Source organism: Rhodanobacter humi (assembly GCF_041107455.1).
Taxonomy (GTDB): domain Bacteria; phylum Pseudomonadota; class Gammaproteobacteria; order Xanthomonadales; family Rhodanobacteraceae; genus Rhodanobacter_A.
Genome location: NZ_JBGBPY010000002.1, coordinates 13,466 through 32,623, shown reverse-complemented (window position 1 = coordinate 32,623; position 19,158 = coordinate 13,466). Strand labels below are relative to the sequence as shown.

At 60.1% G+C, this 19,158-nt stretch carries 17 protein-coding genes and 1 pseudogene; 1 reads left to right on the top strand and 17 read right to left on the bottom strand.

Annotated features, from left to right (window positions below):
• Positions 1-42: 42 nt before the first annotated feature.
• From AB7878_RS18375 to AB7878_RS18360, 4 genes and pseudogenes are all read right to left on the bottom strand, one after another.
• Positions 43-1,374: an LPD7 domain-containing protein gene (locus AB7878_RS18375; protein ID WP_369495827.1), complete on the bottom strand. Its 1,332-nt coding sequence runs from the start codon at positions 1,372-1,374 to the stop codon at positions 43-45.
• A 12-nt stretch (positions 1,375-1,386) separates the two neighbouring features.
• Positions 1,387-2,040 (bottom strand): hypothetical protein, encoded by a 654-nt coding sequence (locus AB7878_RS18370; RefSeq protein ID WP_369495826.1) that lies wholly within the window; start codon positions 2,038-2,040, stop codon positions 1,387-1,389.
• Between the two features lie 628 nt (positions 2,041-2,668).
• Positions 2,669-4,384: pseudogene (locus AB7878_RS18365) on the bottom strand (type IV secretory system conjugative DNA transfer family protein); the annotation flags it as partial.
• 71 nt (positions 4,385-4,455) lie between these two features.
• Positions 4,456-4,812, bottom strand: a complete 357-nt coding sequence (locus tag AB7878_RS18360; RefSeq protein ID WP_369495825.1) for a hypothetical protein — start codon at positions 4,810-4,812, stop codon at positions 4,456-4,458.
• A 219-nt stretch (positions 4,813-5,031) separates the two neighbouring features.
• Between AB7878_RS18360 and AB7878_RS18355 the strand changes: the two genes are divergently transcribed.
• Positions 5,032-5,337 (top strand): hypothetical protein, encoded by a 306-nt coding sequence (locus AB7878_RS18355; protein ID WP_369495824.1) that lies wholly within the window; start codon positions 5,032-5,034, stop codon positions 5,335-5,337.
• Positions 5,338-5,478: 141 nt separating this feature from the next.
• Here the strand turns inward: AB7878_RS18355 and virB11 are convergent, their stop codons facing one another.
• The 13 genes from virB11 to AB7878_RS18290 form a co-directional block, all read right to left on the bottom strand.
• Positions 5,479-6,624: a P-type DNA transfer ATPase VirB11 gene (gene virB11, locus AB7878_RS18350; RefSeq protein ID WP_369495823.1), complete on the bottom strand. Its 1,146-nt coding sequence runs from the start codon at positions 6,622-6,624 to the stop codon at positions 5,479-5,481.
• Positions 6,605-7,753: a type IV secretion system protein VirB10 gene (gene virB10, locus AB7878_RS18345; protein WP_369495822.1), complete on the bottom strand. Its 1,149-nt coding sequence runs from the start codon at positions 7,751-7,753 to the stop codon at positions 6,605-6,607. Before virB10 ends, virB11 begins: the two co-directional genes overlap by 20 nt.
• Entirely contained in the window at positions 7,750-8,637 is an 888-nt protein-coding gene (virB9, locus tag AB7878_RS18340; RefSeq protein WP_369495821.1) for a P-type conjugative transfer protein VirB9, read from the bottom strand. Before virB9 ends, virB10 begins: the two co-directional genes overlap by 4 nt.
• The gene (locus tag AB7878_RS18335) at positions 8,634-9,347 is read right to left on the bottom strand and encodes a VirB8 family type IV secretion system protein (protein ID WP_369495820.1); all 714 of its coding nucleotides are present in this window, start codon (positions 9,345-9,347) and stop codon (positions 8,634-8,636) included. The genes virB9 and AB7878_RS18335 overlap by 4 nt, the downstream gene beginning before the upstream one ends.
• A 288-nt stretch (positions 9,348-9,635) precedes the next feature.
• Positions 9,636-10,739, bottom strand: coding sequence for a TrbL/VirB6 family protein (locus AB7878_RS18330; protein ID WP_369495819.1), 1,104 nt, complete (start codon positions 10,737-10,739; stop codon positions 9,636-9,638).
• A gap of 3 nt (positions 10,740-10,742) precedes the next feature.
• Entirely contained in the window at positions 10,743-11,027 is a 285-nt protein-coding gene (locus AB7878_RS18325) for an EexN family lipoprotein (RefSeq protein ID WP_369495818.1), read from the bottom strand.
• A 44-nt stretch (positions 11,028-11,071) separates the two neighbouring features.
• Positions 11,072-11,794, bottom strand: coding sequence for a P-type DNA transfer protein VirB5 (virB5, locus tag AB7878_RS18320; RefSeq protein ID WP_369495817.1), 723 nt, complete (start codon positions 11,792-11,794; stop codon positions 11,072-11,074).
• A gap of 20 nt (positions 11,795-11,814) precedes the next feature.
• Positions 11,815-14,322, bottom strand: a complete 2,508-nt coding sequence (locus AB7878_RS18315; RefSeq protein ID WP_369495816.1) for a VirB4 family type IV secretion/conjugal transfer ATPase — start codon at positions 14,320-14,322, stop codon at positions 11,815-11,817.
• A gap of 4 nt (positions 14,323-14,326) precedes the next feature.
• Complete coding sequence (locus AB7878_RS18310) at positions 14,327-14,635, bottom strand: VirB3 family type IV secretion system protein (RefSeq protein WP_369495815.1); 309 nt, start codon at positions 14,633-14,635, stop codon at positions 14,327-14,329.
• Between the two features lie 13 nt (positions 14,636-14,648).
• Positions 14,649-14,942: a TrbC/VirB2 family protein gene (locus AB7878_RS18305; RefSeq protein WP_369495814.1), complete on the bottom strand. Its 294-nt coding sequence runs from the start codon at positions 14,940-14,942 to the stop codon at positions 14,649-14,651.
• 153 nt (positions 14,943-15,095) lie between these two features.
• Entirely contained in the window at positions 15,096-17,441 is a 2,346-nt protein-coding gene (gene topA, locus AB7878_RS18300; protein ID WP_369495813.1) for a type I DNA topoisomerase, read from the bottom strand.
• Positions 17,442-17,451: 10 nt separating this feature from the next.
• A complete protein-coding gene (locus AB7878_RS18295; RefSeq protein ID WP_369495812.1) occupies positions 17,452-18,222 on the bottom strand; it encodes a lytic transglycosylase domain-containing protein in 771 nt (256 codons plus the stop codon).
• A gap of 90 nt (positions 18,223-18,312) precedes the next feature.
• Positions 18,313-18,717, bottom strand: a complete 405-nt coding sequence (locus AB7878_RS18290; RefSeq protein WP_369495811.1) for a hypothetical protein — start codon at positions 18,715-18,717, stop codon at positions 18,313-18,315.
• Positions 18,718-19,158 lie beyond the last annotated feature (441 nt).

Genomic DNA, 19,158 nt, shown 5'->3' with positions numbered 1-19,158 from the left:
ATGCCGGCACCTGATCGGTGCCGGCATCCGCATCGCTGAAACTTACCGAGTTCGTTCAGCGTTCCGTTCCACCTGCGGGCGATCACGGTCGACCTGTTTGGTTTTGGCCGGCGCATCCTTGTCGTACACAGGCACGGAGGGCACCTTACCCGCCTTGGCGCGCTCCGCCAGGCGCGTGTCGATGGCCGCCTTGATCTCGGCTCGCTGCGCCGGATCTTTCACCTTCGCATCGACCACGGCAGCGGCCACCGCTTCAACCACTTTCGTCTTGTCGCTCTTCTCCGCAGCTGGCGGCGTTCTGTCCGGGCCAGCTTTTTGCCGGGTGCGTTCAGGAACAGGCTCGATAGCATTGCGTTCGCCGCGTTCCTGTCGCTCCCGCAGTTCCTTCAGGTCTTGCTCCTTCGGCTCGAAGCCTTTGACCTTGATTCCCCGCAAGCTGGCTTCCATCCACACTTCCCGTTTGAAATCGACGTGCCCGCTCACGTTGATGGTCTTCCAGCCTTTGGCTTCCGCCATCGTCGCCATCGCGAAGGCAACGCGTTCGTCGTTGACCCCCGTGGTCAGCTTCGTCCCACGGTCGCGGAAGGCGACCTTCTCCGGTCGATCCTTGAACATGAAGGCGTTGCCAGCTGCCCGGTATTGCCGGTGGATACCGTCAAGCAGCTCGGCTTGCCGGTTCTTCTCACGTTCGGCGTCCCGTTGGGGCTTCACCTCAACCGGCTGGCCCGCGTGCATGGCCGTCCGGTTCGCGTTATCGCGTTCTTCTGCGGCTTCCTGCAGGTTCTCGATGTTGATGCGCTTGCCTTCAGCTCGGCCGGCTAGGCGGTCGACCTCGGCCCGCTCCGCCTCGACGCGCTCACGCTCCTGGCGATCACGGGCGCGATTCTCGGCGGTGCGGTCAGCAACGTCCTTCGGATCTATGTCGATCACACGCTCCTTGACCTCTTCCATGACGTTTTCTTCGCCTTCCAGCACCGGAGCAGATCGACCGGGAGCATCGGCTTCCTTGGCATCCCGATCCGGCCGCTCGATGCTCTTCAGGAACGTCTTTTCACTGTTGTACGCCCGTTGCAGCTGGTCATGCTGGAACGGGTTTTCGTGGTCATCCCTGTCGTGCTGCGCGAGGTTGCGGGCGGCGCTCATCGCGACCCGCTGATGCGGTTCCAGCATGCGGTTCAGATCGCGGGCAAGGGGATCGGTGCCACCGAACTCCTTTTCACGGCGGGCCATGCCCTGCTCGACCAGGCCGACCACGGCATCCCGGTCTTCCTTCGTCAACTTCTCGCCAGCGGCAGCCTTGTCGGCTAGCGCCCGGTCGACCCGTTCCAGTTTCTCCGACAGCAGCAGGGCGTCGTTTCCAATGATTTCTTTCATGGCGGCTGTTCCTTAGCGTTCGATGCCGCGATCTGCGGCTTTGGCGGGAGTCGACTTGGCGATCTTCTCTGCTTCCTTTGGTGCTTTGACCTGTTCCGTCGCCGCGCCCAGGTGCTTCAAGAATGCCTCGCGCTGCTTGGCGTTCTTGATGTTCTCGGCGGCGTACTTCGTCGCCTGTTCCATCAACTTCTCGGGCGTGATGCCGACCGGCTTTTCCGGCGCGCTGGCGGGCTGTTCGCGGCCGCTCGATGCGGCCTGCTGCTTTTCCAGGTTGAACGGATATGCCTTGCCCTTGTCGCCGTTGTAGAACACTTGCACGCCGGCATTGTTGAGGCGGTTGTTTTCCAGCCGCCACTTCAATTCGTTCCCCTGCATTTCAACGTCGGATTTGCGATGGACAATGGCCATCTTCCCTTCACGGCCCACCTGCTGCCCCACGAACTGTTCGTTCGTGAAGATCACCTTTCCCTTGTAGGTGCCGTTTTCTTTCGCGGGGTGCACTTCCGAACCTTCGCCCATTTTGTCGCGCATGAGCTTGCTCACGGCGGGCGGAATGTCTTCGTGCTTGATGAGGTATTCGCCCGGTTTCTTCGCGGGCGATGATGCCTTCTCGGTGGAATGCGAAGGCTGCGACTTGGCCTGCTCGGCCACTCGTTCTTGAGACATATTTGGCTCCAGTTTCTAGCTCAGCGTTAAGCGATTCACCCAGGAATCGCGCCTAAATGGATGCGTTATAACGGCATCCAAAAAATTAGCCTCAAACCGAATTCTTCTCGGCATGAAGCGGCCTGTCAAGCACACTTAAATCCAGTAGCGGCGCATCATCGTCGGGCGACGGCGGTGCATCGTCCGGTACATATTCGAAGGTCAAGTCGGGCTCTTCCATCCCATCCGTTGGATACTCGAAATCTTCAATGCCTGGCGGCGCAGGCTCTTCATCGACTTCGGCTACCGCCTCGATCTGGTTCGGCCCTTCCTGCTCGATGCTGTCCTCTTCGTCCGCGAGCGATGCCGGGTCGAAGGGTTCGCCGCTTGCGGCTTCCAGATCGGCCAGCTCGTCATCGGAGGGCGACTCGCTTGAGCCGTCCTCATCCACGTCGCCCAGGGCATCGCTGCCGGCGTCGATCTGGCTGAAGAAGTCGTCGACGAACGCCGCCACCTCTTCCGGGGCCAGCTTTGCCGTATCCGGCACCTGGAGCTTCGACGTGTCGATAGCGAGCTTGCCCAGGTCGATCCCTTTCGCAACGTCCTTCACCGTCAGCGGCCGGATGCAAACCTGCAGGCGGGCGCGATACGTCTCCATGTCCAGCATCGCCACTTCAGGGGCCGGCAAGAGACGAGGCTTGAACACCGGATCTTCAAAGTATTTGATTTTCTCGCAGAGAATCGGCTTCGTGTTCTCGATGATGATGATTTCCTTCCACTGGCCAATTTCCTTGATCTCCTGCGGGAGCAAGAGGGCGCGGCGCTGATCGGAAAGCGACTGACCTTCGCCAGATCGGCCGGCTTGGCGGGACGTGCTTTTCGCTTTGACCGTTTCGTAGCCAAGCATTTCCGAATACTCGTTCGCGTCTTTCTGGTCGCGAGGCGCGTAGAGCACTTGGCAAGCGTGGTTCGTGATGAGCGTCCTTGCACCTTGCCGGCCATAACCGGCCGGCGCATCGTCTTCCACCTGTGAAGGCGTCTGGATGATCGTCAGCAAGCGCATGTTGTAACCGGCCATGTAGGACACCGCCTTGGCGATGATCCCTACCCGGCCGATAGACGTAAATTCGTCCATAAGCAGCAGGCATTGATACTTCAGTGCCGGATTGTCTTGTGGGAGTTCCTTGGTATTGAGGTTGATGAGCTGCGAGAAAAGCAGGTTCACCAGGCGGCCCGCTTCGGCCAGGTGATCCGGCGTGATACCGACGTAGATCGACATGCGCTGTTTGCGTACTTCCCGCAAGTCGAAATCGTTGGTCGATGTGGCGGCATCGACAATCGGATTTGCCCAAATGCCGAGCGGCGCGTTGAACGACGCCAAGATGCTGGAAAGCGTGTTGTCCGAGGTGCTGGTGAAGCGATTGATTGCGTCGACACACTCTGGTGACAGCGGTTTCGGCCCCTTCCCGTCCCAAACCTTCTCGCCGATCACCTCGCCTTCTTCGTCGACCTCGTGATTCCGTGCCTTGATGATTCCCTGCAGGTAATCCTTGACAGGCTGGCCCTTGCCCGACGATTGCCGCAACATTTCGCCAACCGTCCGGGGCAAGTCCGGCGTCTCGCACAGATAGAGCCCGAGGCCGACAAACAAATTGCGTGCCTGATCGTCAAAGAACGAATCGCGGCCACCCGATGGAAAGAAGACCTCGCCGATAGCAATCAGGTCGCCCACGCGGAACTCACCATCACGCACGTAACCCAACGGGTTGTAGCGCGCCGTGCGGAAGTCTTCGGCAAACGGGTTGAACAAGTACACCTTCTGGCCATGCTTGGCTCGGAAGCCGGCAGTCAGGTTGTAGTTCTCCTGCTTAATGTCCAGCACCACGACGGAATCAGGGTAATTGAGCAGGTTCGGAATGATGACGCCGACGCCTTTGCCGCTTCGGGTCGGCGCAGCAAGCAGAACGAATTGCTGACCACCGAACATGAGGAACCGGCCACGCCATTTGCCGACGATCACGCCTTTCGTACCGAGCAATCCCGACTGCTGAATCTCGTCAGGGCGGGCAAAGCGGGCGTCGCCGTGCAGCGAGCGATGCTTCTGCACGGCCAAGGCGTAAAGCACCAGGGGAGTGCCGTAGGCCAGCACCGCCGCGATGATCGCCGCCACGTTCAAATGTTTCTGATACGCCGGATCGGTGTGGTAGTAGAACCAGTATTGATAGAAGGTTCCGAAGGTCGCCTTCATCGGGTTCGTCTTGCTCAGCAGCAAGAACAACCCGCCCGCCAGGTAGACGGCTGCCACGGACGCCAACGCGAACACCAGTAGCCACAGAAACACTTTGATCCAAACAGGAACCTTCATCGCCCTTCCCTCTTCATCCGTTCAATTCGTGGTGACAGATCCACGCCGCCGGCGAGATCCACTTGTCACCATCATGCTTGCGGTGGCTGGAACCGCTCATTGGCGATGGCCGCTTCCAGCTGCGCGAGTTCTTCCGGCGTCGGTGGCGGATACGAACCATCGGCGTCGATGTCGTCAGGCATGACGAAAACCGCTTCAAGCACTTCGTTGTAGAAATCGCCCACCAGTGCTTGAACTTCGGTGTCGGTGGCATCGGGTTCGGGCGACCCTTCGGGAGCCGGGGGAAGCCGCTCCTTCAGTTCTTCCACCAACCCTTTGATGAGCTGCAGGCAGTCCCGGTTCTGTTCGGAGAATCGCTTCAGAAGCCACAAGCAGGCGAGGATGCACAACACCAACGCCAGGAACGCAAATACCAGTAGAAACTTCATGTCAGGCATCCTCAGAAAGTGATGGCGACACCGACCGCACCTGGCCAGCTGCAGTCTGTCGCCAAAGACGAAAAGGAAACACGGAGATTTTGGTGGTGACAGATCCGGCGCGATCGAGCGCGCCAGGTGTCACCAATGAGGGAAGCAGGGTCAAGGGCGAAACCGGAAGCCGCAGCGCCGAAGGCGACCGGGTGAGGATTACGGCGTAGCGAAGCCTTGATGCTGCTGGACGACCCCACCCTTCTCGCAGGGATGCAGGGCGCTCTACCCCCTGCATCCCTGCCGCCCGGCGAGGGCAAAGGCTGTTCACCGGAGGCTCCCGGTCAAATCGGACGCGCTGGGCACGCCTCGCGTGGCAAGGGCCATGTCGTGGCGAAAGCTCTGCGTCGTCTCCCGGTAGCGCTGGTACACGAGCTGCTGCAGTGGCGTAAGCTGAACCGCGAAGGCGTCACAAAAGATGAAAAAGTCTTCCAGGTAATCGAAGATTTCCTGTACCGCAGCAGCACTTTGAGCGCGGCTGGGTGAATCGTGCTTGGGCTGTACCGTTGCGTTCGTCATAGCGTCCTCGATGACTGTCACGGTGCCGGCGTGGCCGGCCTCAAAGCGAAAACAGGGGCTTCCATGCCCCTGTGGTCGCGTACCCCCTGCCCTGTCCATGCCACCGTCCTACCGTGGCAGCTGCAGCGCGCTTAGGCGGCCTTCCAGCTCGCCCACGCGGCTTTGAAGCTGCATGACGGTTTGCATGAGAAAGTCGGTATTCACGCCGGTCTTTTCGCGCTTGGTCATCGGATCGAACCAGAGCCCGGTGATGTGCCGGCCGTCGAAGCCGCTGGTGTCGTTGTGGACGTGGATCACCACGTCGACGACCAAGTACAACAGACGGCGGATAACCTCGTAAGGCAGCGTTCGGCCCTGCCGGTTTTGCAGCACCATAAGCGCCAGGCGCTCGAAAGTGAGTTCGGCCGAACCGGCATGGCAGCTGGTGATGCTGCCACCATGCCCCGAGGCGCAGACGTTGATGAAATCGAACGTCTCGCCACCGCGAAGCTCGGCGAGCAAGATGCGGTTAGGCTTCATGCGCAGGCAGCTCTTCAGAAGCGACGCCGCGGTTACGGGCGCGTTCTCTTCTTCCTTCGCTTCGCTTGGATAGAACAGGTGGACGTGGTTGGGATGGTTCGGCAGGAACAGTTCGGGCACGTCCTCGATGGTGATGATGCGCTGCGCTTTGGGAATCTCCTGCATGAGTCCCTTCATGAAGGTGGTCTTGCCGCTGCCGGTTTCACCGGCAACGACGATCACCTTTTCCAGCTCAACGGCGCGTTTCAGGAAGCCCATGTAGTTGCCGGCTTCCTTCAGCTGCAGCAGCTCGCGTTCCTGGACCGTCAGCGCGTCAGTCAACGGCTTGATGTGCGCGAAAAACCCCTGCTGGTCATAGTCGGCGAGCGTGCGGATCTGATGCGACGGCTTGCGAATCGTGACCGATACCGTTCCCTGTTCACACGCCGGGGCGCGGACGATCTGCACTCGCTCGCCACCCGGCATGATCGCCGAGAGAACCGGCGTCGTGTCCTGAATGTCGTTCGAGGCGTATCGGGCGATAGCCGTCGCCAGAGACGACAGTAGTTCCAACGTCAGGTCGGGAACCTCGTGCCGCGTCCACACGCTGTTCGCTTCGGTGAACACTTCTCCGGGTCGGTTGATGCAGATTTCGGTGATTTCCCGATCCTGCATGAAGTGCCGAAGCGGACTCAGGAGCCAGTTGACCGAAGTCTTCCGGTCAACGCCCTGATGGTCAGTTGCTGCGGAGTTCATACACGCTCCGGAAATCCAGGTCGCGGGCAACGTAGATGCCCACGCGCTCACCCTGATTTTTAATCAGGGTCGGCGGAATGTTGATCGTGTTCTTCAGGGCTTCGGCGGCCATCTGGTCGCTCGCGCTCGACGTATTGCCGAACTGGATGGTCTGCCCGCTTTGCTGGTTCGCAACGAGGGCGGCCGTCGTGTCCTGAATCAGCGACAGCAAGATGGCTCCGCCGAAGCGCTTCCAGAAGTGGTTGTTCACGTAGCCGGGAACACCGCCGCCGCCCAACGCATCCGTACCAGGGGAATCGAAGCTGACCACGACACCGTTCGGCGTCTTGACTCGATCCCATAGGACGAAGATGCGGGCCATGCCCTGCCGCATGTTCGACTGGTATTCGCCGGTCACGACCGATCCACGATCAATGAGCAACACCCTACCGTTGTCGCTGTAGATCGGCTGCGTCACGACGCAGCTGGTCATCCCCGGCACGGTGGTGTCCAGCTTGGTCTGCAGGGCGCAGTCAATCATCGTGCCCTTCGTGAGCAGGTAGTCCCGATCCGACAGCACGCTTGCCGAACGGGGTTCGGCCGTCGTCGGCTTCAGCAGCTCGCTCAGTGCGCCAGTAGCGCCGCCGCCGCTGCCCAGCAGCGAAGGGATGGCAGGGCTTGCGGGCGCAGCAGCAGGGCTTCCAGAGCCGTTCTGCGTGCCACTTCCCACCATCATCAAGGCCGACCCGGACTTATCCAGCGTCGCCGGTGGCCTACCCGTTCCGTTTGTGCCGCCACTCGATGCGCCGAGCTGCGGTGGCCGCTCCGGGGCGTTCGGCGCCGGCACAACCGCCACAGGAGCGGCGGCACCGGAAACGGGCTGTTCTGGCATGGGCGGCGGCGGCATGCCGAACGACTTCGGTGTGCTGGGTGCAGCCAGTTCCTTGTTCGTCGCCGATGCCGCCTCTTGGGCCTCGCGCTGATGTTTGACGAACGTCCGGTAAAGCAGAGCTGCCGTGATGAAAAGAATCACCACGACCATGATGAAGGCGAAAGCCTTCTTCGGCGAACCCCGCTTCTCGGCGTTGACGCTGGGCATGCCACGCTCGCCTTCGAGTTCGTCCGCAGTGACGTTGTTTTCCTTGCTCATTGCTCAGCTCCTGTGTCCTGACCCCTGATGACGCGAGTCACGCCTTTGATCGTGGTTCCAGTCGTTGCCGGCTTGCCGTAAGGGTCGAAGGCGTCGTTAAACACGCCGACGACTTCATTGCCCAGGCGCAGCACCAGTTCACGCGCCACGCGATGCACGACCAGGACGTCCGGATGCGCCGGGTCTATATGGCTGTTGACGATGCTCTCCGAGCCATCGTCCGCCGCCACAAACGCGGCCGGAAAGTCCCGGTTGCCAGGGAATCGCAGATAGGTGAATCGGCCGTCGTCGTAGGCCATCGTGGGCGCGATGCTCTCGGACTTTTTGCCGACCTGCATCGAATACTTCCAGTTTGCCGGCACCGGCTTGCTGGCGGTATCGAGCTTTGCTTGCGTCGCGGCCTTGGCCGCTGCCAGCTTCGCCGCCGCGGCTTCGTCGCCGGGATAGCGGAACGTGATGCGGAAAGCGACCTTCGGGTTGTAAACGAGCTTGCCGGAAGCGGGAGCGGTATGCAGCACGAGCAGGAAGGAATAGACGTGCCGGTTCGTGGTCACCATGAGGTTCGTGTTCCACTTGCCGGCAGTCGGCTCCGCGATGGTGTTGTCCGACAGCTTCACCGACTGCGGCTTGAGGTAGACGCTGTTCGCGCTGGTGCTGGCCTGCCAGCCCTGCGAGAACCCGGAACTCATGTCCTGCACTACCTCACCGGGCGCGAACACGATCTGCGTTGCTATGCCGGGATAGCTGTTCACTTCCACCACGTCATCTTGGTTGTAATTGACGTACTGGATGCGCGTGTCGTAGGCCGTACCCTTCGGTTGATCCATCGCGAAAGCGGGCACGGTGGCCACCAACAGGGCCAGAAGGATAGCTAGGCGGCTCATTGCGCACCCCCGTTAAACACTTCCGAATCCACGCGATAGCTGGTGACGACAAACCCTGTCGGGTTGTCCCAGGTCTGCGCCTCTTTCAGGCGGGAGATTTGCCGGTATTCGTAGGCGACGGTGGCGACCCAATGCGAGGTCTGACCGTCGCCGTCGTCGTCCACTCGCTTGATGTTCTTCGTGAACCGGATCGTCGCGCTTTGGTGCCCGCTAAGCACCACGCTGATGATGTTGACGTTGACCCGGACAGAGGCGCCGTACTTCTTCTGCACCGCGTCCTTGCCCTCGAACATGTTGGCGAAATCCTTGCCTACGCTAGGCGAGGACATGAGCATCGTCTTGTTGTAATTCGGCGTCAGCGTGAACCAGTCATACGTCTCCCGGCTGCGCAGGTAGTCGACGACGTTGGCCTTCTGCAGGGCTTCGGTGAACTCCACCTTCCGGGTATCAAGGACATTCACAATGTCCGTGGCCCCGGTAACGCTGTCGACCCGAACCAGATACGGCACGGTTTCCTTGAGCGGGATCAGCATGACGAACCCCGCAACCAGCAGGCCCGTGATGACCACCGAGGTCAACGCCACTTGCCAAGCGCGACGCTCCGACTTCTCGATTTGCCGGATACGCGACGCTTCCCAATTCATGGCTCCCGCGAATACATCCTTTTCGCTCGCAGGGTTCGCATCCTGCGGCTTTTTGTTCGACTTCATGGTCAATCCCCTTGCTTGTGAAAGTGGGTGGCGGGTGTGGCGGTGCTGGTCGCGGGTGCAGGTGCGTTGATCGGCACTCGCGGGCCGCGTGGCATCGGCACGCGAGGCGGCGCATGGCTGCACGCGGTAAGGCTCAAGAGCAGAAGAATCACGGCGGAACGCTTCATTGGAAAATCCCGTTTTTGGCACGACCAAAATATAGCATCTTGGAAACCAAAATATACAATCTTGGTCAAGCATCGGCACAAAAAAAGCCGCCACGACCCGAGGATCGAGGCGGCTTCTGTCTTACGACCTGGACACCTTACCGCCGCGCTTCGGTGCCCAATTGCGGCCTAGGTTTTCCCGTAGCGCCTGCCGGTACGCTGGGTTCAGGACGGTATTGCCGGCCGCCAGGTGATCCAGTCGCGTGCCGCTGGCCATCATTCCCGACTGCAGATCCCGGCGAGTGCTGACCGGGTTGACCAGGTTGCCGACACCCTTGGTCATCCGGGTGCCTGCAGCAACCGGCGACGCAAGGTGCCGAAGACCCATTGCAGCCATCGACATGCCACCGGCCAGCGCCGATGCCTTGGCGGGTACCTGCAGGATGATCCAGCAGAAGACGCCGGTCAGCGCCCCGATCTGAAGCGCCGCAAACATGGGGTTCTGATCGCCGGGGTTGCCGAAATCCGCGCCCGCAATGAAGGTGTTGAAAGCCACCATCGCGAACGACATGACGATGGAAATGAATACCACCGTCAGGACGTAATTCAGGCATTGCCCGAACCAGGTATCGAAGAAGCGAGCTGTCATCGGCCAGAGCAGGCACATGATGAAGAGCGGGCCGATGGCGAGCATGATCGCAAGCCCAAACTGCGCCATGATGACCACGGCACCGCCAAGCAACAGCATGACCACGACACCAATCGCGATCACAAGTCCCGCGATCATCCAGGCAAGGCACGTTCCCATGTGACGCCAGCCCGCGGCATCGGAATTCTGGAACGCCGCGCCGACCAGATCCATGCCCTTGTTGAACGAATCATCCAGTGTCTTGTAAATCGTCTGCGGATCGGAGGTGACCGACCCGGATGTATCCATCGCTTGCGCAAGGCCGCTCTGCAGGCCGTGGAAGCCGCCCATTACCCACGTCGTATAGGTATCGACGTTCAGCGCGAAGGCGGCCACCACAATCGTTTTTAGGCACGTCTTGAGGAACGTGTAAAACGATTCCTGCACCGCTCCGGTCGAGATCATGTAGCCCATGAGGGTGAAGTACAGGCCCATGCCCGCAATAGCCGTCAGTTTCAGGGCATAGATAAGCTGCGCCGCTGCCGGCGACACAAACGCATCCGTTGCGTTTTGTACCGTCTCGCCGATGAATTGGAAAATCACCATAGGGTCTGCCATGACCTACTCCTTCGTCGGCTTCGGCTTCTGGCCGAACGTGGGAGCCTTCACGCCGCTGATGCCGCCCTTCGACGACCACACCAGGGCATTAGCGGCATCGGTGGCGTTGACGCAGTTCGGGGTGTTCTCCAGTTCCCCCGGATTGGCCTTGCAGCGATCGACCATCGCCTTGCGCTCCACGTCGTGCGCCTTGTACCAGTCCACGGTCTGGACGGGCTCTTTCGGCCCGCACGCTGACAAGCCCACCACTACGGCCATAACCAACAGCACTCGGTTCGTGTTCTTCATCACTCGTTCCTTCCAAAATCGGGTTATGGCCGTAGCCGGTGGACTCAATTGCCAAACGTCGGGGCAGTTGCCTTGATGCCGCCACGCGCCGCCCAGGTACGCGCATTGATTTCGTTCTCGCGCTGCTCCTGAATCTTGTCCTGCGCATCGGCCACCATCTGGTACAGCTGCAACTTGGTTTGCTCGTTGTTGATAGCGGCCTGTTCGGTCGCGATGCGCCCTTGCAGCTCCGCAATGGCTTTCGGATCGTCCGTCGAGTTGATCTGCTTGCTCAGCTGTTCGATTTGGTCAAGGCGGCTGGTGGCCGTGTCGTAGGCGTCCATTGCCATGCCCTGGTCGATGGCCGGCTTCGTCGCCTGCTGCTCGCAAACGCTCCGCTGGTCGCTGATCTGGATCGACGCGCAGGCGTCGTAGATGTGGTTCTGTTCGTAGATCGACTGCGCGCTTCCCGTGAGGCCGGCATAGCCCCCGGTCTTCACCTTGTCGTAGACCTGTTGCCAATCTGCCGGGAGGTACTGGCGGTACTTCGGATCGTTGAAAATGTCGCCTAGGTTCCGGCTGCCGGTCAGCGCCTTGTACTGCTGAATCTGCTGCTGAACCTGCATCTTCAGTTGCTCAACTTGCGCAATGTACTGCGCGATGTTGGCTGCTTGGTTCATTGCGTCTTGCGTGATGTTGGCCACGTCGGTGACCGGGATTTGAGCAAATGCACCGGCCGAAAAGCCGACTGCCAGCGCGACGAACGACGATAGAGCTACCCTTTTCATATGCGAACTCCTTCTGCGCTTCAGGACTTGGAATTGGCGCGTCGAGCCTTGCGCCGTTCGTGGAACACGGGAACCCAGCGATCCGGGTCTTCCCCGACTTCGCTAAGAATCTGGTCGAGCATTTCAATGTTGTCGCTACTGCCGGAAAGGATCGAAAGCTCATCGTCGAAATCGACGATCACCTTCCCGTCTTCATCGCGAGTCGGGGACAGGTCGAGGTGTGCCAGGGCGGAATTGTGGCCCTGCTTTACGAGGAACATGCGGCTTTCCTCGCCGAGGCTTTTGATAATCTCAAATTCCGCTTCCGTCACCTTGAAGCCTTCGGTGTATTCGTGGAAATCCGCCTTCGGATTTGGAAGGTAGATTTCCGTAGCCACCTGCTGCACCAACTGCGCCGCAATCGGCGACTTGAGCAAGCTGCTGGGCATCTGCGTGGCGAACACGCCAAGGCCGTTCTGCTTACGGATAGTCAACTGCTTGTTGCCCGCGAACTCCGAGAAGGCCGGATCGTCGACCCACTTCCAAGCCTCATCCATGAAGTAGATGAAGCGGCGGCCGTCGATCACCGTTTCCATGCGATGCAGCAGGTACATGGAAATCGGCGTGCGGACGTCAGCATTGTCCAGGAAGTCGGTACCGTCGAATCCGTAGCTGGTGTGCGTAGTGAAGTCGATCTTGTCCTCCACGTTGTCCAGCACCCACCAGAGCGCCCCACGCTTCCCGTAACCATCGTCGACGCACCACTTCGCCAGCCGGCGCACCACGCTGTTCTCGCGCTCTTCCTTGCTTGTGCCTTCGGTGATGTTCTGCAGAACGATGGACAGCCGGCGCAGGGACTTCGGCATCGCCATCACCGTCTTTACCGCTTCAGAGATCCGCTGATCGTCGACCGCGCTGATGCGGCTGCCGTCACGCGTAACGAGGAACTTCACCAGTTCCTCAAGAAAGCCAAGGTTCTCCGGCGTTGACTCCATCTGGAACGGATTGAAGCCGGTAGGCTCGCCATTCTTGATAGCCAGGTACTTGCCACCAATGGCCCTCACGGCAAGCTCCGCGCCGCGATCCTTGTCGAAGAACACGTCCGTGTAGCCCTTCGGAGCCTTGTATTTGAACTTCTGCGCTTGGCAGAGCAGGAAGTTCATCAACACCGTCTTGCCAGCACCGGACTGGCCGATGATCCGCGTGTTACCCAGCAGCTTCTTGTCGAAGGCGTCTTCGTCGCCCTTCGCATAGTGGAAATTCATGTAGAGCGGCTGGCCGGACGGCGTTTTCAGCAGCGACACCGCCTGCCCCCACGGATTTCCGTCGCGCTTGCCGCTTAGGAAGTTATGGAAGCTCGATAGCCCAGCGAAGTTCTTGCTGGTAATCAGCGGAACGCGCGGGCGATAGAACCAGTTGCACGGCAGCTGCGCCCAAAAGGCGGCTTCCGTGGCGATGTTGACCAGTGCGGGCGTAAAGCCCCGCTCCGAGCAGATCGCCATCGCCGAGGTGATGTTCTCGCGAACTTCATCCACCGTGTCACCGAACACCAGCAGGGTGAAGTGGTACTCACCCATGACGAACTCGCCCTGGATCAACTGATCGACCGCGACAGAAATTTCCATCATCTGCTGCGCCGAACCGTCTTCAGTGTTCTGCAGCTGTTTTTGCTGCTTTTCGAGCGCCTTTTGGGCGTCGACCTTGCTCTTGAAACTGAAGGATTGTGTCAGGACGTACTCGTAGTCCTGATACATCAAGTCGTTGAGGAACCCCGGCTCCGTGCCCGCCGTGTAGTCCAGAAAGTCCATGCCTTGCGCGTAACGGCTGCGCACTGGCGTGCGCAGCTCGATGGTTTCGGTACCGGCGAAAATCTGTGCGTTGCCCAGGTATTCATCGAGCGGTACGCGTGGCAGGCGAACCTTCTGCCACTGACCAGTCAGCAGGAAATGCAGGAACGTCAGCATTTCCGAGCAGGTGCCGGCTTTCGGATCGTCGTAGCACGTCAGCTCGTTCAGATCGTATTTGCGCATCTGCGCCTCGACCTGAAATGCCAGGTCATCGAGCTTCCGTAGCGCCACGCGCTGATCCTGAAGGATCTGATCGAGCGACCGGCGAGAAGCCTTCACCAGCGACCGCTCCGCCCGCGAAGGGGCGGGCCGGTACACCAGCGTCAAATACAGCTCGTTGGCCATCATGCGGTAGCCGGCCAGCGAGTCGTAATACTTGTCATCGAGCCCCTTGCAAAACGCGTTCTCGAACGCCGCGACCAGGCGATCCGATGTTTTCCGGCGCACCTGATGCGTCCAGATGGCAACGTGGTCGCCATCCTTTCCGATGCTTCGCAGCATCGTGTTCAGGCCATCCATGCGCAGCTGCACGTCGGCCGGATCGGCGCTTTCGTGCGTGACCCCGCCCACCTTCCAGATACGCATGAAATCACCATCCTTGGTGATGATCGTATTCGGCGACACATGCGCCGAAAACGGGATAAAGGGCGCGGACGCCCTTTCCCCGTTCACTTGGTTGAAATACTTCGGCAGTGCAGACATGCGGCTATCCCTTTCTCTTTTGGAAGGCGATGGGGCTGTAGGTGCTGGCTTTCCAGAACAAGCCGTTGCGGTTGCGGTGCGGGAGGAACCGGCACCACAACCGCAACGCATGCAGTCGGAACTTGTTGGGGTCAGCTTTTGCGAACACCTTCATCGCGATCACGATGGGAATGAGCGCTAGGGCCAACAGGAAATTGACCCAAATCGCGAGCAGGATCACGGGAAGGGCGACGAGAACCAGCGGCGTCAGAGGGACACCGAACACCATCGCCGGCCGAGTGCATCCCTTAAACAGCGGGTCTCGTCGGATCATCGCGATTGCTCCCTTAGCTCAACAGGTAGCCAGCGAGCGCGGAAGCGCCGCCGATCAGCAAGCCACCGGCCACGATCTTGATGATCTCGCCGAGCTGGGCATGGGCGAAGAGGAACTTGTAGCCCGCCCAGATGATCGCGATGGTCACCACCGTGATGCTGACACCCGTCAGGATGGATTGGATGTTCTGGGCGAAGGTATTCACCTTGTCCAAGCCGCCTTGTGCGAACGCCGGTTCGACGACGCACAGGCACAGCAGCGCGAACATCACCAGGGTAGAGACGCCATGCTTCTTCACAGTTTCCATTTGTTGCTCCTATTCGGTTCTAAGAGTGAGAGACGAACACCCGTTCGCCTGTAGCTTCCAGTCAGTCAATCCGCATCGCGATCCCCCTTGTTCAAACGGTTCCGGATGCCCCTGCATCGTATACCAAAATATAGTATTTTGGTAGATGCGGAACTAGCCCCGTTTCCCCTTTTTAGCCGCCTTTACAGGCCGCCCCCCTTTGTCGTCCATGAAGGTCTTGCACCCTGTATTCGTACAGAACCAGCCGAACGCCTTCAGAGGCTTCCCGGTGGCCTTGTCCTTCTTTTGGTAGCGGCGAAGCTCCGACTTGCACGCCGGGCACGATTGACTCTTGACGGGCTTTCCGCCCGCATCGTCGCAGTACGTTTTGCACCCTTCCGTGGTGCAGAACCAGCCGAACGCATTCACCGGGTTCCCGGTCACCTTGTCTTTCTTCTGGTAGCGCCGCAGCTCACCTTGGCACTTGTCGCAGAGATGCACGGTCTTTTCGACAGGCTTGCCGTTGTCGTCGTCCATGAACGTCTTGCACTCGTCATTCGTGCAGAACCAGCCGAACGCCTTCATTGGCTTCCCTGCCGCGTCCTTGCGTTGATAGCGGCGTAGCGCCGCGCTGCACTCCGGGCACGCGTATTCCTTGCGGGCCACCGGCTCCCCGTCTGCATCGTCCATGAAGGTATTGCAGCCATCCTTGTACGCCGTGCAATACCAGTAGTTGCGGCCGTCCTTGGATGCGCGGCGAAGTGGTTTGCCGCACTTAGGACAAGGGTGGCGCGGAGCGAGCGCACCGCTCGCCGCAACGCCCGCCATTTCGCGCTGAAGCTGGCCGTAGGCTTCGCCCACGACCGCGGTATAAGTGCGCCTGCCTTCGGCGATCTGGTCAAGATCCTCTTCCAGGCCTTTCGTAAAGGGCAGCTCGATGAAACCGAACTGTCCTTTGACCAGGGTATCGACCAGTTCGCCGCCGATCTTCGTCGGCGACAGGAAGCGTTTCGCTTCCGCCAGGTACCCCTTCGCCATGACATTGCCCATGATCGCCGGGTACGTCGCCGGGCGGCCGATGCCGCACGCTTCGAGCTTTTTAATCAAGCTCGCTTTCGTGTAACGCGTTGGCGGCTTTGTCCGTTTCTTCAGCAGTTGGCCACCGTCAGCTTGCTTCGCGCTGCCGGCGTCCAGCTTCGGAACCTTGCCGCCGCCTGCTGCAACATCGTCGTCGTCGTCGTTGCCGGCGTCCGGATCTTCAGCAGCGTCGATGGCCGTCAATACACGCCATCCCTGATCCACCATGACCCGGCCCTTCGCCCGGAAGTCAAAGGTTTCGCTACCGCTCTGCGCCTGCAGGTCGACCGTGTTCACCGAATAGCGGGCGTCCGCCAGTTGGGACGCCATTGAGCGTAGCCAGATCAAGCGGTAAAGCGCTTGTTCGTCTGCCGTCTCGCCCGCTTCAACCGCTTCGATATGAGTCGGGCGAATGGCCTCATGCGCCTCTTGCGCGTCGCCCTTGGCCTTGAACCGGCGCGGCGACGCCGGCAGCGCCCAGCCTTTGGCTTGGCCGTAGGCGCGCAGCTCCGCAATAGCTTCCTCGCTGAAGTTCACGCTATCCGTGCGGATGTACGTGATGACACCCTGCTCGAACAGCTTTTGCGCGAGCTTCGCCGTCGCTTCCGGGTCGAACTTCAAGGTTACGCTCGCCGCCTGCAGCAGCAATGCCGTTGAGAACGGCGACGGTGGCGCTTCTGCCTGCGCTGTCGTCTCGCTCGCCACCACCCTGAAATCGCGACAAGCTGCCGCCCGGGCGGCCAATGCCTCATCGAGCAGGTACTTCTGATCGGCTTCCAGAAACGGCTTAGTGTTCCAGTCCGCCGTCCATGCGCCGCCGTCGAAGCTCACTCGCGCACCGAAGTGGTTCGTCTCGCAGAAGGCCTGAATCTCGCGTTCGCGATCCACCACCAACCGAACGGCGGGGCTCTGCACCCGCCCAGCAGATACAGGCATCCCTAGCTGATCGGACAGCAGAGGCGACACCATGTAGCCAACAATCCGATCCAGTGCCCGACGTGCTTCCTGCGCGTGGACAAGTTGCATGTCGATCCGGCGCGGGCTCGCCACGGCCTTACGGACGCCTTCAGCCGTGATTTCATTGAACGTCACCCGTTGATACTCCGACTCCTGCAGGTCGAGAGCGTCTTTCAGGTGCCACGCGATAGCTTCCCCTTCGCGATCCGGGTCGGTCGCCAGATACACCGTGTCGGCCTGCCGCGCTTTCTGCGCGATCCTGCCGACGCGGGCCTCACCGCCCGGAAAGAACCGCCCTGGTGATCCGGGAATTGGTGCAGGCGGAATGAACTCGTACTGCAGCTCGTAGCCTTCGCCCTCGATGCCCAGCTCACGCTTAGGCAAGTCGCGGACGTGGCCAGCGCTCGCTTCAACCTGCCAGCCATCACCGAGGATGCTGGCGATCTTCTTCACCTTGTTAGGGCTTTCCACCACCATCAACTTCATCGCGTACCCCTCAATAAACCCGGACGTGCCGGACGTTAGCGTCCGTCGGATTGATTGCCGTCGTGGCATCGTTGACTGGTGTCGCCGGAGCCTTGTCGACGGCCGGCTCTGGAGCCGGTGGGGCTGCTCGATGAAAAAGCACGGGCGCGTGATCGGGCGGCTCAGCGTCGAGCGCTGCGCTGTCTTCGGGCTTGCTGGTGGTATCCATCATCACCGACGAATGATCGGCCGGAGGTAACGGCGGCTTCGCCGGCTTGGGCGCGCTCTGCGCCGAACCTGAAACTGCCGGAACGACAGGGATCGGCTGCGCCGTCCCCGTCGCTTGAGCCAGCACCTTCGCCACGTAGCTTGGCTGACCCGCCTTGTCAGGCCGGAAGCCTCGCGTGAAGTTCCCCGAGTAGTAGCAGCTGAAAGCCGCCTGCAGAGCGGCCTGCTGATCCGGAAACCGGACTTGGGCGCGTTGGTAGCAGTCTTTCAGGATCTGCGCGCCGAGGTTGAGATTCTTGCAGGCGTCGAATGCTTGCGCGTAGCTGACACCGTTCTTGTCTAGGTTCTTTTTATTGACCTGGGCGATTCCGACCGAGAAGTTCCAGCCGCCTTGTTCCAAGGCTTCGGCCGTTGCCACGGCCTCATCCAGGTTGCGCGGCTGGCGAACCAGATGGCCATCGACCACGCCGATGGCGTAGGGGTTCCTTCCCGATTCCACGCTCACCACGGCGGCGAGCGTTCTGTGATCCACAAGAGGGGCGCATTGCTGCGCAAGCATGGCAAAGTCAAGCATCGTCGCATCTCCATCGCGTTTATGCGCTACCAGAATACCATATCTTGGTAGCGCATGGGTTCCTTTAAGGGCTTCCTGCCTAAGAAATTTTCACTTCCTCACGGCTTTCGTTTTCGCGGCTTTCGTCACAGTCTTCGCGGGGGCTTTCTTGGCCGGTTTCCGACTCACTTTCGCCGCTTTCCCCGAGTTCTTGGGTGCCTTCTTGACCAGGTGAACCACCTTGGGTCGCTCGTCGATGGGGAGCAGATGCAGTCCTACGTCGTCGACGCGAGGCATGGCCGTTCCCATGAAATCCACCAGTCGATTCACATCCTTGAAGATTCTCGGCCCGTTCCGTTTGCGTCTCACCGCCAGAAAACGCTCATCGGGGTCACCGGAGAACTTGAGCGTGATGTAGAACCCAGCGGCCGTTTGCCAAATGTCGAGCTTACGGATCGGGGATTCCCCTTGAAGTTCCGTTTCGATAATGCTGTCTTCCTCTTTCCACAGCTTCATAATTCGCGCTTCATTCCGTTCCTTTCGGGCGGTCTCTAAGGTAACCGATTTCGCTGCCAGATTCATATGTCTTGGTAGAGGCGTTGGCTTCATGGCTTCACTTGAGGTCGTCTCGTCGTTATAGGTCTAGCTCACCCCTACGGGGCCGCTATGTCGTGCCTTCGGCATCGAGCCTCGTGCCGAGTCTCGCCCCGGCTTCCTTCGGTCGCAGCGGGCTTCCAGCGCTTTCGTATCGCCGTCCCGGCTCCAAACGCAGAACAGCCACCCACGAACTACACCGGCCTACTCCGGGATGGACTTGATCCCTTCGTGACCCGTGTATTTGTGGATGGCGACAAACCGGCGCGATCGAGCTGTGCCGGCAGTCACCAATACCCGTTAAGGCGATGGTGACTGCGTTATCCCTGGCTCCGCCCGATTCTGTCACCAATGGCATGGCAT

Bases quoted from the DNA above. Each gene is read 5' to 3' on its own strand.
- topA (WP_369495813.1), bottom strand. From the start codon at position 17,441: ATGAAGTTGATGGTGGTGGAAAGCCCTAACAAGGTGAAGAAGATCGCC.
- AB7878_RS18370 (WP_369495826.1), bottom strand. From the start codon at position 2,040: ATGTCTCAAGAACGAGTGGCCGAGCAGGCCAAGTCGCAGCCTTCGCAT.
- AB7878_RS18305 (WP_369495814.1), bottom strand. From the start codon at position 14,942: ATGGAAACTGTGAAGAAGCATGGCGTCTCTACCCTGGTGATGTTCGCG.
- AB7878_RS18290 (WP_369495811.1), bottom strand. From the start codon at position 18,717: ATGAAGCTGTGGAAAGAGGAAGACAGCATTATCGAAACGGAACTTCAA.
- AB7878_RS18375 (WP_369495827.1), bottom strand. From the start codon at position 1,374: ATGAAAGAAATCATTGGAAACGACGCCCTGCTGCTGTCGGAGAAACTG.
- AB7878_RS18360 (WP_369495825.1), bottom strand. From the start codon at position 4,812: ATGAAGTTTCTACTGGTATTTGCGTTCCTGGCGTTGGTGTTGTGCATC.
- AB7878_RS18295 (WP_369495812.1), bottom strand. From the start codon at position 18,222: ATGCTTGACTTTGCCATGCTTGCGCAGCAATGCGCCCCTCTTGTGGAT.
- virB9 (WP_369495821.1), bottom strand. From the start codon at position 8,637: ATGAGCCGCCTAGCTATCCTTCTGGCCCTGTTGGTGGCCACCGTGCCC.
- AB7878_RS18355 (WP_369495824.1), top strand. From the start codon at position 5,032: ATGCTGCTGGACGACCCCACCCTTCTCGCAGGGATGCAGGGCGCTCTA.
- virB5 (WP_369495817.1), bottom strand. From the start codon at position 11,794: ATGAAAAGGGTAGCTCTATCGTCGTTCGTCGCGCTGGCAGTCGGCTTT.
- AB7878_RS18330 (WP_369495819.1), bottom strand. From the start codon at position 10,739: ATGGCAGACCCTATGGTGATTTTCCAATTCATCGGCGAGACGGTACAA.
- AB7878_RS18325 (WP_369495818.1), bottom strand. From the start codon at position 11,027: ATGAAGAACACGAACCGAGTGCTGTTGGTTATGGCCGTAGTGGTGGGC.
- AB7878_RS18335 (WP_369495820.1), bottom strand. From the start codon at position 9,347: ATGAAGTCGAACAAAAAGCCGCAGGATGCGAACCCTGCGAGCGAAAAG.
- virB11 (WP_369495823.1), bottom strand. From the start codon at position 6,624: ATGAACTCCGCAGCAACTGACCATCAGGGCGTTGACCGGAAGACTTCG.
- AB7878_RS18310 (WP_369495815.1), bottom strand. From the start codon at position 14,635: ATGATCCGACGAGACCCGCTGTTTAAGGGATGCACTCGGCCGGCGATG.
- AB7878_RS18315 (WP_369495816.1), bottom strand. From the start codon at position 14,322: ATGTCTGCACTGCCGAAGTATTTCAACCAAGTGAACGGGGAAAGGGCG.
- virB10 (WP_369495822.1), bottom strand. From the start codon at position 7,753: ATGAGCAAGGAAAACAACGTCACTGCGGACGAACTCGAAGGCGAGCGT.